Annotated in this window: 16 protein-coding genes; 6 read left to right on the top strand and 10 right to left on the bottom strand. The window is 45.4% G+C overall.

Annotation, left to right across the window (positions count from 1 at the left end):
• Positions 1-67: 67 nt before the first annotated feature.
• Genes QMG91_RS10050 through QMG91_RS10035 form a run of 4 tightly spaced genes read right to left on the bottom strand, consistent with a single transcriptional unit; the run spans position 68 to position 4,245 of the window.
• Positions 68-736, bottom strand: a complete 669-nt coding sequence (locus tag QMG91_RS10050) for a CDP-alcohol phosphatidyltransferase family protein (RefSeq protein ID WP_281826198.1) — start codon at positions 734-736, stop codon at positions 68-70.
• Positions 729-1,376 (bottom strand): ATP-binding cassette domain-containing protein, encoded by a 648-nt coding sequence (locus QMG91_RS10045; protein ID WP_281826196.1) that lies wholly within the window; start codon positions 1,374-1,376, stop codon positions 729-731. Before QMG91_RS10045 ends, QMG91_RS10050 begins: the two co-directional genes overlap by 8 nt.
• The gene (locus tag QMG91_RS10040; RefSeq protein ID WP_281830460.1) at positions 1,342-3,057 is read right to left on the bottom strand and encodes an ABC transporter permease; all 1,716 of its coding nucleotides are present in this window, start codon (positions 3,055-3,057) and stop codon (positions 1,342-1,344) included. The genes QMG91_RS10045 and QMG91_RS10040 overlap by 35 nt, the downstream gene beginning before the upstream one ends.
• 45 nt (positions 3,058-3,102) lie before the next feature.
• Positions 3,103-4,245 carry an ABC transporter substrate-binding protein gene (locus tag QMG91_RS10035; RefSeq protein ID WP_022550448.1) on the bottom strand — a complete coding sequence of 381 codons (1,143 nt, stop codon included), beginning with the start codon at positions 4,243-4,245 and terminating at the stop codon, positions 3,103-3,105.
• 371 nt (positions 4,246-4,616) lie between these two features.
• On the opposite strand from QMG91_RS10035, the gene QMG91_RS10030 reads away from it, so the two are divergent.
• Positions 4,617-5,099, top strand: a complete 483-nt coding sequence (locus QMG91_RS10030; RefSeq protein WP_038142290.1) for a peptide-methionine (S)-S-oxide reductase — start codon at positions 4,617-4,619, stop codon at positions 5,097-5,099.
• Positions 5,100-5,188: 89 nt separating this feature from the next.
• Here the strand turns inward: QMG91_RS10030 and QMG91_RS10025 are convergent, their stop codons facing one another.
• The 6 genes from QMG91_RS10025 to QMG91_RS10000 all read right to left on the bottom strand — a co-directional run bounded on the left by QMG91_RS10025 (position 5,189) and on the right by QMG91_RS10000 (position 10,190).
• Positions 5,189-5,593: a GspS/AspS pilotin family protein gene (locus QMG91_RS10025; protein ID WP_004398617.1), complete on the bottom strand. Its 405-nt coding sequence runs from the start codon at positions 5,591-5,593 to the stop codon at positions 5,189-5,191.
• Between the two features lie 4 nt (positions 5,594-5,597).
• On the bottom strand, positions 5,598-5,894 hold the full coding sequence (locus QMG91_RS10020) for a YciI family protein (RefSeq protein ID WP_004398618.1): 297 nt from the start codon (positions 5,892-5,894) through the stop codon (positions 5,598-5,600).
• Between the two features lie 196 nt (positions 5,895-6,090).
• Positions 6,091-7,761 (bottom strand): metallophosphoesterase, encoded by a 1,671-nt coding sequence (locus QMG91_RS10015; RefSeq protein ID WP_281826191.1) that lies wholly within the window; start codon positions 7,759-7,761, stop codon positions 6,091-6,093.
• Positions 7,762-7,953: 192 nt separating this feature from the next.
• Entirely contained in the window at positions 7,954-8,430 is a 477-nt protein-coding gene (locus QMG91_RS10010) for an NUDIX hydrolase (RefSeq protein ID WP_281826190.1), read from the bottom strand.
• A 53-nt stretch (positions 8,431-8,483) separates the two neighbouring features.
• Entirely contained in the window at positions 8,484-8,933 is a 450-nt protein-coding gene (gene yciA / locus QMG91_RS10005; RefSeq protein ID WP_223880394.1) for an acyl-CoA thioester hydrolase YciA, read from the bottom strand.
• Between the two features lie 177 nt (positions 8,934-9,110).
• Positions 9,111-10,190 (bottom strand): PQQ-dependent sugar dehydrogenase, encoded by a 1,080-nt coding sequence (locus tag QMG91_RS10000; protein ID WP_281826186.1) that lies wholly within the window; start codon positions 10,188-10,190, stop codon positions 9,111-9,113.
• 195 nt (positions 10,191-10,385) lie between these two features.
• On the opposite strand from QMG91_RS10000, the gene QMG91_RS09995 reads away from it, so the two are divergent.
• The 5 genes from QMG91_RS09995 to pheS all read left to right on the top strand — a co-directional run bounded on the left by QMG91_RS09995 (position 10,386) and on the right by pheS (position 17,217).
• Positions 10,386-11,174, top strand: a complete 789-nt coding sequence (locus tag QMG91_RS09995; RefSeq protein WP_022592447.1) for a TetR/AcrR family transcriptional regulator — start codon at positions 10,386-10,388, stop codon at positions 11,172-11,174.
• A 183-nt stretch (positions 11,175-11,357) separates the two neighbouring features.
• A complete protein-coding gene (locus QMG91_RS09990) occupies positions 11,358-13,712 on the top strand; it encodes an efflux RND transporter permease subunit (RefSeq protein ID WP_281826182.1) in 2,355 nt (784 codons plus the stop codon).
• Positions 13,713-13,765: 53 nt separating this feature from the next.
• Positions 13,766-14,545, top strand: a complete 780-nt coding sequence (locus tag QMG91_RS09985) for an outer membrane lipoprotein-sorting protein (protein ID WP_004401276.1) — start codon at positions 13,766-13,768, stop codon at positions 14,543-14,545.
• Positions 14,546-14,554: 9 nt separating this feature from the next.
• Positions 14,555-15,709 (top strand): hypothetical protein, encoded by a 1,155-nt coding sequence (locus QMG91_RS09980; protein ID WP_281826179.1) that lies wholly within the window; start codon positions 14,555-14,557, stop codon positions 15,707-15,709.
• A gap of 524 nt (positions 15,710-16,233) precedes the next feature.
• Complete coding sequence (pheS, locus tag QMG91_RS09975; protein WP_004401280.1) at positions 16,234-17,217, top strand: phenylalanine--tRNA ligase subunit alpha; 984 nt, start codon at positions 16,234-16,236, stop codon at positions 17,215-17,217.
• The last annotated feature ends 10 nt before the right edge of the window (positions 17,218-17,227 follow it).

The following is a 17,227-nucleotide window of genomic DNA, read 5'->3' as shown; positions in this document are numbered from 1 at the left end:
GCCTTGTGAGTGATATTTATCTATTTAGATTCATGTATTCAATTGGTTTGCAGCTAGAACTCCATTCTTACTCAGCGCCAGTTCCTTGAGGTTCAGTGTTACTAACTTTTTGGCTCTTCTCCAACTCAATATTCTTCAACGTATGGAAACCAGACCAGATGCGGGTGAAGGTGGTTATCCAGCAGAGTGAACCAAATACAAAGGCGATTACTGCGAAATACTGCGGGAACAGACAGAAGAAAACGAAGCAGGCGATGGTCTCTGTACCTTCGGTGATGCCGCTCATGTAATACAGTGATTTGTTAGTGTAAACCGGGTTATCGATTTGATGTTTGCCTGCCATTACTGCAAATGCAAGGAAACTGGTGCCTGTTCCGATAAATGAAAAGATCAGGAATGCGCCAGCGATGGCGTTGCTTTCCGGATCTGCAAGTACAAATCCAAAAGGGACCAGAGAGTAGAAAAGAAAGTCGAGACTGATATCCAGAAAACCGCCCGAATCCGTAATCCCGTGCCTTCTTGCCAGCGCACCGTCTACGCCATCAGCAACCCTGTTTAAGGCAATAAAGAATAGCGCCCAGCCATATTCCTGCAAAGCCAGGGCAGGGAGTGCGAGACAACCAAGTAGAAACCCGACAAACGTCGCCTGATTGGCAGTGATGTTGAGGTTGTCCAATGATTGCGCCACAAGATTAAGCGGCGCTCGAATCACTTTAACGCTGAATCTATCAAGCATGAGCATTCTCCCATGGCCAACTTAAACACGAACTGTTGACTGGTACATCGGCTTCATCGTGCGTCACCATCAGAGTTGGAATATTCGCTTCTCTTAACTGCTGGAAAACCCATTCACGGAATTGAACTCGCAAGTCTTTATCAAGCTTACTAAACGGTTCATCCAGCAAAGCAACTCTTGGTTGCGCCAATAGCATTCTTAGCAAGCTCACACGCGCACGCTGACCACCGGAAACCTGATTCGGGAAGGAATTCGCCAGCTTTGCCAAACCGACTTTTTCTAGTGCTTGCATAGCTTGCTGATTGCGAGCCTGACCTTTCACGGTGTTTGGTAATGCAAACGCCAAGTTTTCCCAGATGTTCAGGTGAGGGAAAAGCAAATCATCCTGAAACAGGAATCCGGCTCGGCGAAGATGTGGGCTGATTTTACCCACGTCTTTCCCCTCGATCTGAATAGCCCCATCAAAGGAGAAGTCATCGGATAAATGCCCTGCAATCGCACTAAGCAATGTGGATTTACCACAGCCACTTGGTCCCATTAATGTGAAGACTTCTCCGTCTTTTACCTCAAAGGAAACCGGATTAAATAGAGCTTTATTGTGCCTGTCATGGATGACGAGGTTTGTTAGCTGAAGCGTCATGAAGGCTTTGAGTCCTTACTATTTGTGTACGACGTAAACGTCTGTTTTGTAATTGGTTCGTCAGCATTGCAAACGAGAAGAAAATCAATGGCAATAGTGCCTGCCATAAAGCATAAATTGCGGTGACACGGCGATCGTGCCCGCTGGTCAGAGCAACGGCTTCTGTCGTGATGGTGGCAATTCTGCCAGCGCCTAACATCAGCGTTGGAAGATATTGCGCAAGGCTGACACTGATACCCACCGCCCAAGCATAAATAATTGCCGGGAACAGAATATGTGCTTTTACCGACCACCATGCACGAAACGGGGATTTACCCAGGCTTAGTGCTGCCTGCGTTAAGCGATTGTCGTAGCTGCGCCATGGACCGTCTAGTGAAAGGAATACATAAGGGAACGCGAAGAATACGTGCGCCCAACATACCCAGAAATAGTAGGCATCGGTAGAAAACAATAGGGTAGTGATCTGTAATCCAAACAAAATGGAGAGTTGAGGCACCAGCATCGGAATTGCGATGATGAAACCCGGTACATGCATGCGGTAGCGCAGGCGATATTCGTGTCCAATCAATGCCAGAATCAGCGCAATGGTAGAAGAAATAATGGCTATCGACAGGCTGTCCAAAATAGTCGGTACAATGCCTTCCCATTCCGTCGCCCAAAAGCGTTCGCTCAGCTTGGTTGGGAACAGATCAGGGAAACGCCAGCGTTGAGCAAAGCTCCAGATTACCATTAGTGGAAGGGTCATAAACGCAATGGCTGTCGTCGCAAGAAAGAAGGTTTTACCGGGAACTCGTAAACCAAAGCGACCAGAAAACTGCCAGTAGCGACACTTCTTAACGACACCCGTTTCAATTCCTCGCAATACGGCGATAAGTAAGGCACACACCAAAAATAGAATCACAGCGCCCGCTGCGGCGCGAGGTAACAATGCAAGGTCGGGATCGTTAAACCATTGCCACACTAACACAGCAAATGTAGGTGGATTTGTAGGCCCAACAATTAACGATAGGTCAACCACGGATGCGCCATACGCTAATACCGCCAGCAGAGGAAAGCGCAGTTTAGGTAACCACTGTGGGAAGATGCACTTCCACCACATTTGTGCGTCGTTATAACCTAAGCTGTGTGCCACCTGAGTGGTTTTGTTGACTTTCAACTGTTGCAGAATAGGAATACTCATCAGCAACAGAAAAGGAATCTCTTTTAGGGCCAGGACTGCAATCAATCCCCAACCTTGCTGGTTGTGAACAATGTTGAAGTCCCATGGTGTACTGCCAAATATCGGCATCATATCAAGCAGAGGGTGAAGTGCCCGAACGATCATTCCGGTAGGTGCAAACAGGAATGAAAACCCGATAGCAAAAGCAACATGCGGCAAAGCCAGCAAAGGCGACAAGGTAAATTCAACTTTACGCCAGAACGTAGAGCGCCAGGATGCCTGCAAGATAAAGAAGGTAAATATACACGCCAGAATGGTACTGACTAATGTTGTAAACAGAGTCAGGAAAATAGACTCCCAGACACCACTCCATTCAAAGACAGCAGCAAACCCGTTCACCGAAGGTGAGGTATAGCCAAGAGGAGGGATGTAGTTAACTGATGAGAGTATCACGCCGACAAAACCGGGAACGGTTGGCGCGATACATACAACAATCATCAATAAATATAGGAGTCTTAACATCATGACTTTCTGTCGTTTTCCTCCCTCAAAGAGGGAGGAGTTAGATTACTGACCGTAGCGTTTAAGCCACTCTTTTTCCAAAGCTACCTGCCAGCTTGGGTGAGGCTCAGCAACAGATTTATATAGCTTGGTGTTTTTCGCACTGCCTGTCAGGTGAACAGATTTTAGTACGGACGGGTCACCCCAAATGTCCAGATCACCTTTACGAGATTGTGCTTCAGGGCTAAGCAGGAAGTTGATGGCAACTTTTGCCCCTTCTTTTGCGTTCGCATTCCACGGAATAGCCAGGAAGTGGATGTTGGACAATGCACCTGTTTCCATCGCGTATGCCTTAGTTGATTCCGCAAGCGTGCCTTCATTCTGTGCGGAGAAAACGGCATTCGGGTTGAAGGTAATCGCCAGATCCAACTGGTTATCATCTAACAGCTGGAAAGTTTCTGTAGAGCCGGATGGGAACTGCTTACCCTTCTTCCAAGCGTTTGGATGAAGCTTATCCAGGTACTGCCAAAGAGGCTCAGTCACCTGTGCAAAATCGACGTCGTTTGCAGGCTTCATCAGGCGCGGATCATTGTTTGTTTGTTCAATTAGCAATGCTTTCAAAAAGCTGGTGCCGTGGAACTGAGGTGGTTTCGGGTAACTAATACGGTTTGGATACGCTTGTGCGTAGCTTAACAACTCAGCAAAGTTCGCTGGTGGGTTGTTCAGGCGTTTAGAGTCATGAATAAACACTAGCTGCCCTACACCCCATGGCGCTTCTAAGCCTAATGTCGGTTCAGAGAAATCGCTGTCGACAGGCAGAGACTTGTCGACATATTCCCAGCTTGGAAGCTGATCGACAAACGGACCATGCAACAGTTCGTTCGTCTTCATGGATTTGAAGTTTTCACCGTTAATCCAAACCATATCGACGCTACCACCACTGTTCTTTCCTGCGGTTTTTTCTGCCAGAAGACGAGAGCTGGTTTCTGCAATGTCGGTCACTTTTACATGTTTTAACTCAACACCGTATCGACGCTGTAATTCTTTGTCTGCCCAGCGAAGGTAGTTATTTATTTGCTGGCTTCCTCCCCACGCATGGAAGAAAACGGTTTGACCTCGGGCTTTCATTTCAATGTCCTTCCACTGCTCTGAAGCTACTGTAGGTAGCGAAAGCAATGCAATGCACAAAGAAGAAATGAGCTTTTTCATGATTATCCTTTTAAATGTAAATGCTAGGGTGTGGAAAATTCCTTGGCGACGACTCCAACACCTTGAGACCACCCTGCGAATCCAAATTTCGTTTGAGAAACGAATCCCCTTAATGATTTGAAAAAAGCTTGAGTACAAGACTCGAGTCTTCGAAATACCAGACCAACCTCAAGACAGTTTCCTTTCAATTATGGCTTAAAATTTCAAAAATTTAACTTTAAGACGCTGAAAGTGATTCATTTTTGTCTAAATAACAGAAGGTCGCCGCTTTAATGAGCAATTCAGGTGGAGGATTTGGATCATTCCTGCTGGTATAGCAGGGTAGTGATCGAGTAAGGTTCATTGCAGAGCGAACAATTGAAATAATGCGAATGAAAAGAACGGAAGAAATCTATCTTGCAGGCGGTTGCCTTTGGGGAGTTCAGGAGTTTGTCAGGCATCTGCCCGGTGTTGTATCCACTCAGGCAGGAAGAGCAAACGGGAAAACGAATACCACGCAAAGTGAATACGATGGCTACGCAGAGTGCGTGAAGATTCTATTTGAACCTGAGCAAGTTAACGTTACTCAGTTAATGGGCTATTTGTTTGAGATAATCGACCCGTATAGCGTGAATCAGCAAGGGGAAGATGTAGGGGAGAAATACCGCACGGGTGTTTACAGTACTGAACCGGCACATTTGGAACAGGCAAAACGCTACATTAGCAACCGAAAAGACGCAGAAAAGATCGCGGTGGAAGTGTTACCACTTAACAATTTTGTTGCGAGTGACGACGAACATCAGGACAGACTAACGCGTTTCCCTAACGATTATTGCCACATTCCTAAATCTTTGCTTCATAAATACAAAACCTGAGCAGAGAGGCTCAGGTTTTGATGTTCGGTGCAGTCATGCTTTCGAAAGCGCATGGCTCTACAAGCTAAATTGCTTATCCCGAGTTCAGGTTACTTACTTTCGCAGGTTTCGATACCAACAGCTTGATCAACAATCAACTGACCGCGGGCATTGCGAAGCATCAAGCGGTAACGCACCCCTTGTTCCAGATTGGTTTTTACCTCGTTACTGGAGCAGTAGTAGCGCACCGCATTGTGCATCAGTTCCTGAGGTGCAATTTTGCCTTGATCCTGATTGTAGAGCATGAGTATTTCAACCACACCGCCTTTTGAAGAAGCTTTCATGACGTTTAACGCGCCAAACTCTAATGGAAGGCCAGCAGAAAGCACGCTTGCGCGGTGCTGGGCAATCAGTTCAATTTGAGATTGTTTGTCGTTGGAAGAAGCACAACCCGCTAGAAGCCCAATGGACAACAGCGCGGTACCTGCAATTTTTGCAATTGAATATTTCGACATAAAGCTAGAACACTTTTTTGAATGGCTTGACGATAACTTTTTCGTAAACGCCCGCTTCGATGTAAGGATCGGCATCTGCCCATTGCTGCGCAGCTTCTAACGAATCAAATTCGGCGATAACAGTAGAACCAGTAAAGCCAGCCTGACCCGGGTCATTACTGTCTACAGCAGGCATTGGACCTGCGGTGAGTAAGCGACCTTCATCTTGTAATTTTTGAAGACGCTCCAAATGCTGCGGACGAACACTCAGGCGTTTTTCCAGTGAGTTCTCAACGTCCTGAGAAAAAATCACGTACCACATAGTAAGACTTCCCATTCCAATTGTTTCGGTTAGGGAGATACTAAACCGATTCAACGTAAAGATCTTGTTCTATAAAAGATATTTGCTTTTACTTGACGTAAAAGTGTGAGTTTCAACGAGAAAAGTTTTATAGATGAGTTTTACCGAATAACGCCCCTTCATGATGTAAGGGGCGTTGAGGTGTTTTTTATTTGAATTATGGTGTGGACGGAAGTAGCTCTACAGGCAGGCGAGAGACACCAGACACCTTGTCTGCAATAAAGTGATTGTAGGCACCATTCACATATTCTAAGCCCTGTACCCGACCTTCCAGTTCAAAGTTATCTTTATGATCAACGTCTGCGGCGATTACTTTGTAATTGTATAGGTACGAAGGTTTCTCAAATACGGTATGGCCAATGATCACCTGCTCTGCATTGAACGCCGCCAACCCTTGCTCGAGACGTTCCTGCGAAAGGGACTCACGAGGCACAGAGCGATCCCAGTAAAGTCGTGAAGGGAGATAGTAAGCATCTTTAATCAGCTTACCTTGGTCATCATAACGGATGTATCCCGCGTCCATATGCTGACGCCCATATGAGTTGATGTCGCTTAAAGGCAAAGTGTTGTTTTCTAGCGCAGTGATCAGATCGTTATTAAACCCGGCATGCACAAATAATGTGTCGCCAGCGACCTCCATAATATTTTTAGAGCGTAGCCACTGACCAAGTACGGTATCTTTGTTGTGCAATTCCAGGAAAGTTTTCCCCATTAAGCTGGCATTCTCAAAGTAACGGGCATTAACGTAACGGAAATCGCCATAGAAGTTCATCAAATCATGGTTGCCCAGAATAAAGTGAACATCACCGCCCATGCTCCTTGCCTGACCTTCTAGGTGATAGAAAAGCCATAAGCTTTCGGTAACGTACTCACCACGGTCAAACAGATCACCTAAGTGGTAAAGATGTCCAGAACCATAAGTCCAGTTGTAGTCTTCATCCATGATGCCCGCCTGAATCAGCATATACACCAATGCCTCGATGTTACCTTCCAGATCAGACGTAACAAAATACTCCGAAGGTTTGTTGTATTGGTATGCTGGTGGTGTGTAGTCGTCTCTCAGGTTAACTCGGAAACTGCCAAGCTCTCCCGGCAAGTTGACGATAACTCTCGCTTTGGAGGCACTGTAGTAGGTTCTCTTTTTATGTCCTCGTTTATCCAATGTCTCTACACGCACTTTGTCGTCTGATAAAAACGTGACGTATGGTCCATCAGGTTCGCCAAGGTACTGGAATGTATCCGTGAGAGAAGCATTAAACTGAACGTCATTCGTTGAATGATAAACCTGATTAAACACCGTTACCGCTATGGTGTTCTCACCTTCAACAAAGGCTTTAGCGGGCAACACAAATATGTTTTCGGCTTCTTCTCCATATTTGGAATAGCGAAGTGGCTTGGTGGTATTGGTGAGCACTTCATCTCTTTTTAGAAGAGGGGAACGAGCCACTTCCACACCGTTAACGTAGATAGCGGCGGCGTCATCAATCTTCATTTTCAGATAAACATCTTTCAAAGTCAGAATGTTGTTTACCTTAACGGTTTTACGGAAGTAGTAAGCGCTTGGTGTTTTGTCGGGAAAACTGAGAGTTTTATAATCGATCAGAGCGGTGTTGCCATCCGCAGGATGGTCGTAACCGTAGGAGAAGATACCTTCTCCCTGTTTCCATGAGGTGTCGTTGAAGTTGGTTTGGTTCCAGTCCGAATCAGGGGCGTACCCCGTATCCAGATAACGCCAATCAGAACCATAATCGAATAGCATTTCTTTGTTGTCGTCACATGCTGTCAGGGTTAGTATCCCCAAAAGCACGAACAAGTGTTTAATAGACATCTGTGAGTATCCCTTCTTGTTATTTAAAACCCAGCCATACGAAAAGGCTTGGGCTAATTCGACCACAATGCTAGTTGCGGCATGCTTCATTCATATTAATTGTTCATGAATAAAGCGTTTAAATAACAAGGAGATATTGATCCGACTTTGGCGATGTAGCGCTCTAATCGTTACATTAAAGCGCTCTTATTCTTAAGCAGGGAGCTCATTGGCTTTTAGCAATTCTGTCGAATCTGGAATTTGTTTGAGTTTCTTCTTTAAGATCGTTGGGTAGATGGTCATCGAATCTATTTCGCTTAATGGGAACCAGCGAAATATGAGGTCATTATCTTCTTCTATCCCGGGGACTGAAGCACCAAATGGAATCGCCTCCGGAGTGTCCAGTTCAACAAGGAAGTAGTTACAAAGCTCGTGGTATTTTTGCTCACGGTAAAGATAAAAGTTTTCCACATGCCAAAGCAATCTTCTGACAGAAGAATCTAAGCCAATTTCTTCTTTTAGCTCTCGTGGCAGGGTTTCATCGGAATGCTCGAAAAGCTCAACACGACCACCGGGTAATGACCAAAAATCATCTCGGCTGCTCTTATGAAGCAAGACATGGTCCTGATGAAATATTACGGCGGCACTGCGATAGTTAAAGCGCGACTCTCCATATTGGTATGCAATCATAGTGTTCCCTGCTAAAAATGATGTAGTGCCTTGTCGTATTGTCTCAACAGATCTTAGTTAGTAACAATCGGGCGAGGCTTTCCATTGCTGTCGATGGCGACATAGTTAAATGTGGCTTCGCACACTTGAAAACGATCTTTTACGCCATCTTCTTTTACGGGTTTCACCCATACTTCCAACTCTATACTCATGGACGTTCTACCTATTTTGGAGCATTCGCCATAACAACAAACCACGTCACCCACTTTAACGGGCTTTTTGAACGCAATACTGGAGACTGACACGGTTACGATGCGTCCACCGGAAATCTCTTTTGCCAAGATTCCGCCGGCCAAGTCTAGCTGAGACATAATCCAGCCACCAAAAATGTCACCATTAGCATTGCAGTCGCTTGGCATGGCAAGTGTTCGGGTTAATAGTTGTCCTTTTGGTGTACTCACGACAAGCCACCATTTTGATAAGAAATATAAAAACGCATGGGTGTTCCAAAACAGCAGAGGCAAGTGCCTCATAAGGGGTAAAAATTAAAGGACGCGAATACTATCAGGAGAGAAGGTCTCAGACAATATTTAAGACCACTAGCAACAAGGGGTAGGAGGAGTGATTACCCCTGTTGCTCTATGGGTGTGAAGTCGATTGGTTACTTCATCAACTACCTGTTATTAAGTTAATTCATATATTTACTTTGAAGGTTCAACTCTGTAGATATTCCCGTTGTCGGTACTGAAATACAGGTGCTTACTAGGTGATATCGCGATTGCACGTATGCGCTCACCCAGATCTTCAAACAAGCGAACTTCACTAAAGCCGTTAGGATTAACCACATTGATGTGCGTGAGTTTTAACGCACCAATTAAGATCTTGCCATCGAGAGAAGGGTAGTGTTCACCTCGATAAAGAACCAAGCTGCTTGGTGCGATTGAAGGAACATACACTTTCTTCGGAGATTCAATGCCTTCTTTCTCTTTAGCATCTCCGACAGAAATGGGACCCCAATATTCCTTACCGTGAGACGTTACGGGCCAGCCATAGTTTTTGCCTTTCTGTATCAGGTTAATTTCATCGCCACCACGCGGTCCGTGTTCGACAGACCACAATGCACTGGTCTTTGAATCAAAGAACAACCCTTGAGGGTTTCGGTGACCGTAGCTCCAAATTTCTGGCTTTGCGTTTGATGAGATGTCTGGATTGTCGCTGGGTATTGAACCATCTAGCTTTAAACGCAGAATTGTTGCTGCATGATTCGTTACATCCTGACCATTTGGGCGCTCACCCCGATCACCCACACTGAAAAACAGGTGACCACTGTTGTCAAATGCAATTCGGCTGCCGAAGTGGCGGGTTGTGCTGGTGACTGAATCGGTAATCAGTAAGTCAGTCCAGTTGTTTAGTTTTGTTCCATTTAGTGTTGCTGAAGCTAACGTAGTGGCAGCGCCCCCAGACTGGTTCTTGCTATAAGTAAAATAAAGCGTGTTGGCGTTTTGAGGAGACACAGCTACGTCCATCAATCCGCCTTGGCCTCTTGCGTAGACATCGGGCAAACCAGTCAACGCTTTCGTACTGCCATCATCTACATTCAGAATGTAACCTTTGCCGTCTCTTGTTGTAGCAATAAGCGTTTGCTGGTCAATAAATGCTAGCCCCCACGGTACACCAGTCAGTTCCGCTATTTTCGATAACTCAAACTTCTCTTTAGCAGCAATCGCTGGGCTTGCCAAAAATAAAGCAGTAGCGATAAGCCAATTCACCTTGCTGACCATGCGAGTTTCCTTTTTCTATTTATCAGACGAATTAAATCTCATTAAATCATAAAAAACGCTTGCTATGTTTATCTAATAAACTATTATGACGAAGTGTCATAAATGACGCATCGTCATGAATTGTCGTCCTATACAGGAATACTGGACGTGATACAATGAGATAGGAGCAAGTGTAAATTATACGGTGAAAGACCTATGTTCGGTTTTGGTTGTAGTAAAGACAGTAAAAATGCAAAGTCGAAATGCGCTTTGTCGATGACGAAGAAGCAGCAGGCTATTGCAAACAGAGAAATGGAACTGACGAAGTTAGCGGAAGAATTGGTGAAAGAGCAAGGCTTTGCGAACTTCACTATGGATAAGCTTACTGCGCGCAGCCCATACTCTAAAGGTACTATCTACAATCACTTTTGCAGTAAAGAAGACGTGATCTTAGCGCTTTGCATTCATTCTTTGAAAAAAGAAGCCATGATGTTTAATCGGGCATTGACCTTTGAAGGCAACACTCGAGAGAAAGTAATGGCAATGCACACCGCATATCGAATCTATGTTCGGTTGGAGCCCGTTTTATCAGACTGCGTGATTACCGCTAAAACCCCATGGGTACTGGAGAAAGCATCGCCTGAACGAGTAAAAGAGCTTAATGATCTGGAAGAACAGGTTATTGATGGCGCTGACAAACTGGTTCAGAAAGCAGTAGAAGTCGGGGATTTGAAATACGGTCCAGGCTTGAGCTCTGATGCGATTGTCTTTGCGAATTGGTCGGTGGCATTCGGCTCGAACGCATTGGCGAAGAACTCTACTAACAGTTACTGTATTACCCGCTTGCAAGACCCTTTCTCTGTACTCCAGAATTCCAACATTGTACTGGATGGACTTCAGTGGAAACCATTGTCTACTGAGTGGGATTACCGCAAAACCTGTCAAAAGGTAGAGCAGGAGATATTTGCCGAAGAGATTGCCTATCTGGAATCAATCGGTCGATAGCATAGTAAGCCCCTGATGAAACCCACGAAAGTGGGTTTATTTAGACTCTTCAGTGACGATTCGTCAAGAAAGACACGAGATTGCGGGATTATTCCGCAAATCGATCTAGCAGAGTAGATGAGACCAGCTTGAGCTGGTTTTATATTACAAATAAATGACGAAACGTCACAAACGGAGAGTGTGATGAAAGTTCAACAAAACCTTCTGACAAGGTTACTGAGAAGTCCTATTAGCCACACGCCATGGGTACTTCTTCTAACAACGATACTTTTGGTTGTCGCCACTATTGGCGGTAAAAATTTATATTTCCGAGGGGACTACAATATCTTCTTTGATGGAGCCAACCCACAGCTCCAAGCTTTTGAAGAGATTCAAGCTACCTTCAATAAAACCGATAATCTCGCCATTGTTATTGCACCTGCCGATGGCAATGTCTTCACTCCTGAAACTCTAAACCTGGTTAGAGACTTCACCGAAGATTCATGGCAAGTTCCGTTTTCTAGCCGCGTGGATTCTTTATCTAACTATCAGCATACCGAAGCGTTTGAAGATGATCTTCTGGTGGAAGACCTGTTGTTAGAAGACTATGAGCTAACGCAGGAACGAATTGAAAAGGTTAAGCAAGTTGCACTTTCAGAGCCAGTTTTGCTTAAATCCGTTGTGTCCGAAAGTGGTGATGTCACTATAGTTAACATCACATTACAGCTGCCTAAAATAGACGAAACAGCGGAACTCATTCAAGTTGTCGCATTTGCCGATCAGCTGCTTGCCAAATATCAGGCGCAATACCCAAGTGTCACTTTCCATAAAGCAGGTATAGTGGCAATGAATGATGCCTTTATGGTCTCTGCCCAGAATGATACCTCCACACTGGTTCCGGCAATGCTAGCTGTGGTCTTGGTTTTCCTGACAATCATGTTGCGCTCTTTCCTAAGCGTGGTGGCAACGCTGGTGGTTATCATTGGTTCCGTCACGGCAACCATGGGATTGTCTGGCTGGGCGGGCATGTTCCTCAGCACGGCTACAGTTAATATCCCCACACTCGTACTGACTCTTGCCGTGGCGGATTGTGTTCACGTCATTGCGACAATGCGTCAGGCAATGTTGGAAGGTAAGAGCAAGTCTGAAGCCATTTCTCACAGTATCTGGCTGAACTTCATGCCGATTCTGATTACTTCGGTAACGACGGCAATCGGCTTCTTAATGATGAATATGTCCGACTCTCCAGTGCTTCGTGACTTCGGTAACCTGGCCGCTCTGGGTGTGATGATCGCTTGTATTCTGTCGGTCACTCTATTGCCAGCACTATTGAAGGTGTTGCCAATTAAGGTGAAACCTCAAGCTCAAAACAAAGCGACTTACATGGACAAATTTGGCGCTTTTGTTGTCCGTCAACGTAAAGTGCTGCTTCCACTTTCCGTGGTTGTCATCGCCGTATCCGCTGCGCTGGTTCCCCAAAACAAAATCAACGATGAATCGGTGAAGTATTTCGACCAGACCAGTGCGTTCCGTCAGGCAGCGGACTTCATGGAAGAACATATTTCTGGCATGACCAATATCAACATCGCGATTAAGACAGGTGAGTCTCAAGGCATCGCTGACCCTAGATTCCTGACTACTTTGGGTGAGTTTACTGACTGGCTACGCGCTCAACCTGAAACGGATCATGTTGCGTCTCTGGCGGATGTGTATAAGCGTCTGAATAAGAACATGCATGGTGATGACCAAAGCTACTACACACTTCCTCAGGAAAGAGAGCTAGCTGCCCAGTACCTGTTGATGTACGAGATGTCATTGCCATATGGCTTGGATCTTAACAACCAAATCAATGTCGATAAGTCTTCAGTCAAATTGGTGCTTACGACTCGAAATCTGGGCAGTAAAGAGCTGGTGGATATTGAAAACCGTATCTATGACTGGTTTGCGACCAACGCACCGCAATACGACATTTCTGCTTCGAGCCCGACCTTGATGTTCGCTCATATTGGCGAGACCAACATGGCGAGTATGTTGTCCACATTGCCAATTACTCTGATTCTGATTTCAGCACTCATGATATTCGCGCTTCGCTCTTTCCGACTGGGTGTGATCAGCCTGGCTCCAAACATGGCACCTGCCGTGATCGGATTTGGTATGTGGGCACTGTATTCCGGTGAAATCAATCTTGGTCTTTCTGTGGTTGTGACTTTGACTCTGGGAATCGTGGTTGACGATGCCGTGCATTTCCTCAGCAAGTACCAGCGTGCGCGTAAAGAAGGCAAAGATGCTGAACAGGCCGTTCGATACGCCTTCAACACAGTAGGTCGAGCACTTGGTATTACCACGGTCGTCCTTGTCGCAGGCTTCTCTATTCTGGCGATGTCCAGCTTTAGATTGAATGCCGATATGGGGCAGCTTAGCGCGTTAGTGATTTTCCTCGCGCTAGTGGTGGACTTCTTATTCCTGCCAACACTGCTAATGCTGTTTGACAAAGACAAGGCACCGGCTGAAGACACCAAAGAAGCCATTTCTCTGAACAAGACAGAAACCGTCTCTTAATAATTTGAATTTCACGGGTGAAGAGATTCACCCGTCAGTAAAAGGAATGAATGATGAAAATGAAATACACCTCTTTACTACTGGCTGGCTTACTCATGTCGGGCAACGTACTTGCTGATGCAGTAAAAGGAATGGAAATCGCTAATGAAAGAAAAGCAAGAGATACAGGTTGGGGCGATTCGGTAGCAACAATGAGCATGATTCTGAAAAATGCACAGGGTGAAAGCAGCACGCGCCAGATGCGCTTAAAATCGCTTGAAGTTGATGGAGACGGAGACAAGGGGCTGACCATTTTTGACGAGCCACGTGACGTGAAAGGCACGGCATTTCTGAACCATTCTCATACAACAGAACCTGACGATCAGTGGCTATACCTACCAGCTTTGAAGCGAGTGAAACGCATTTCTTCCAGAAACAAGTCGGGTCCATTTATGGGCAGTGAGTTTGCCTATGAAGATTTAAGCTCGTTTGAACTAGAAAAATACAAGTTCAACTATATTCAGGACGATATGGTGGATGGCGAACCCGTATTTCTTCTGGAGCAGATTCCTACAGACAAAAACTCAGGCTATACCAAACAACTCGTATGGTTAGACAAGGTTCATTATCGCCCGTTGAAAGTGGAGTTCTACGATCGTAAAAGCGCACTTCTGAAAACTTTGACGTTCTCTGAATATCAGGTGTATGAAGATCAATACTGGCGTGCACACAAAATGCTGATGGTGAACCACCAGTCTGGTAAAAGCACCATTCTGAATACTGAGGAAATGGCGTTCAGAAATGGGCTGGACGATGGTGATTTCTCCAAAAACACGCTTAAGCGTGTTCGCTAAGGACGGTTTATGAAGTTAAGAATCGCGGCAGCCTTGTCGATGCTTGTTGGGTTCCCTGCTTTTACTGAGCTGGCTGGGCAGGTAAACCTGGAGCACAGGCAGTTTTTCCAGGAAGGGCTGGACGGTCAAGGAAAAGAGCAGACATCCCTAGTGCTAAAGCCTCAATGGTACCGGACAACCGAGTCAGGTAATGGTGAATGGAGTTTTACCCCATTTGCACGCTTTGACAGCATGGACAGTGAACGTACTCATTACGACATTCGAGAGCTTCAATATCTGCATGTATTTGAAGATTTCGAAGTGAGGGCAGGCATAAGTAAGGTTTTCTGGGGAGTCACGGAATCGGCGCATTTAGTTGATGTGGTCAATCAGTCTGATGCCGTTGAGTCATTGGATGGTGAGCAGAAACTGGGACAACCTATGGTTCAGTTCACCTTCGAAAGAGATTGGGGAATCGTGGACGCACTTGTCTTACCTTATTTTAGGGAAAGAACCTTTGCTGGCGAAGATGGTCGATTAAGGTTACCTGTCTCAGATGGCGCCTTGTACGAGTCTTCTAGAGAGGAAAAACATGTCGATTTTGCGTTTCGATATTCTCAAATGTTCGGAGACTGGGATGTAGGGCTGTCTTACTTCAACGGAACGAATCGAGATCCTTACTTTAGAAAGGTTAATGGTGAATTTAAACCGTATTACGCGCAGATGTCTCAAGTAGGTCTGGATGTTCAGGGGATCGTTGGTGACTGGCTCTGGAAACTGGAAAGTATTTATCGGGACAGCGATGACAACCACACCGGTGTTGTTGCAGGTTTTGAATATACCTTTATTGGTATAGCTGAATCCGACTGGGATGTGGGAGTGATTGCCGAATACCTGTATGACTCTCGCGGTAACAACGCGCAAAACATAGGACAAAATGATGTGTTTTTTGGTACTCGTCTTGTTGCTAATGACGCAGAAGGAACAGAGTTTCTTATTGGAGTGACTCAGGACCTGGATAACAGTGATGTCTATAACGGAAGGGTAGAAGCATCTAGCCGTATCAATAATCAGTGGAAATGGCGTGTTGATGCCTGGCTGCTACAAAACGATACGCCGACAGACTTGCTGTACTTCGGTCGACAAGATGATTTTGTGGAACTGTCACTTGAATACTATTTTTAGATAAAATAGCTGAAAGATGACAAAACAAAGCCGGGCATTGCCCGGCTTTTGTGTTTTGCGAGTAAGACTATGTAGCCTTGGCTACATAAATAATGCTAGTTCATACCTAAAACTTTTCAATCGTATTTGGATCAAATTCGCTTTAAATCCGAGCTACTGATTAAAGACTTGCCCATTAGTTGGTAATTTGTGAGCAGATTAAAATCGGAATGATCACCGTGTTGATTTTTCTCATTTTTGAGTATGGTGTTCTTCCGTCGAGTTACTCAATGTTGATTGATTAGTCTTAACCAGGAAATCATGAGATTTGAGATGTATTGGCTGAAATACGCCTCTAAAGCTTCTTTTTTGATGTTTTTTCATCCGTAAAGCCAATGATCGCAGATTAGGGTTTGGATTTGAGCATCGCTTTGATTACTATGTAGAGCTATTTGAAAATACCCAAGAATCCCATCAGGGAAACCTTACGGACACTACCACTTATGACGACTCCATTGAGGGAAGCATAGGTAGATGAGGAAACGATGCAACATCTAGAAGAGATCATTGCTAATGCGGGCTCAGCCATCGACGCTGCCGACTCGCTTGTCGCACTTGATGAAGTGCGTGTTCAGTACCTTGGCAAAAAGGGTGAGCTAACTGCTCAGCTACAAAGCCTGGGTAAATTGCCACCTGAAGAGCGCCGCAGCGCTGGTCAGGAAATCAACAAAGCAAAAGGCGTAGTTCAGCAAGCTATCGCAGCAAGAAAAGACGCACTTCAACGTGCTGAACTTGAAGCGAAACTAGCGGCAGAAACTATCGACGTGACTCTGCCAGGTCGCCGCATTGAAAATGGCGGTCTGCACCCAGTAACTCGTACTGTTGAGCGTATTGAGAAGTTCTTTGGTGAACTTGGCTTTAACACCGAGTCTGGTCCTGAAATTGAAGATGCTTTCCATAACTTTGATGCTTTGAATATTGCAGAAGATCACCCAGCGCGTACTGACCACGACACATTCTTCTTCAACCCTGATCTAATGTTGCGTACTCACACATCTGGTGTACAGATTCGTACAATGGAAAACGGCAAACCACCTTTCCGTTTCATCGCTCCGGGTCGTGTATACCGAAACGACTACGACCAAACGCATACACCAATGTTCCATCAGGTGGAAGGTATGCTGGTTGACGAAAACGTAAACTTCGCTCAGCTAAAAGGCATTCTGCACGATTTCCTATGCAACTTCTTTGAAGAAGAAGTGGAAGTGCGTTTCCGTCCTTCTTACTTCCCGTTCACAGAGCCTTCTGCTGAAGTAGACGTAAAAGGTAAAAACGGTAAATGGCTAGAAGTTCTGGGCTGTGGCATGGTTCACCCGAACGTACTGCGCTCTGTAGGCATCGATCCTGAAAAATACTCTGGTTTCGCATTCGGAATGGGCGTAGAACGTCTGACTATGCTTCGTTATGGCGTAAACGACCTGCGTGCGTTCTTCGAGAACGATCTTCGTTTCCTTAAACAGTTCAAGTAATCCAGAGGTT

It is taken from the genome of Vibrio nigripulchritudo (assembly GCF_027924785.1).
Lineage (GTDB): Bacteria > Pseudomonadota > Gammaproteobacteria > Enterobacterales > Vibrionaceae > Vibrio > Vibrio nigripulchritudo.
Note: the sequence above shows the minus strand (reverse complement) of the source record. Positions and strands in the feature narration are given on the sequence as shown.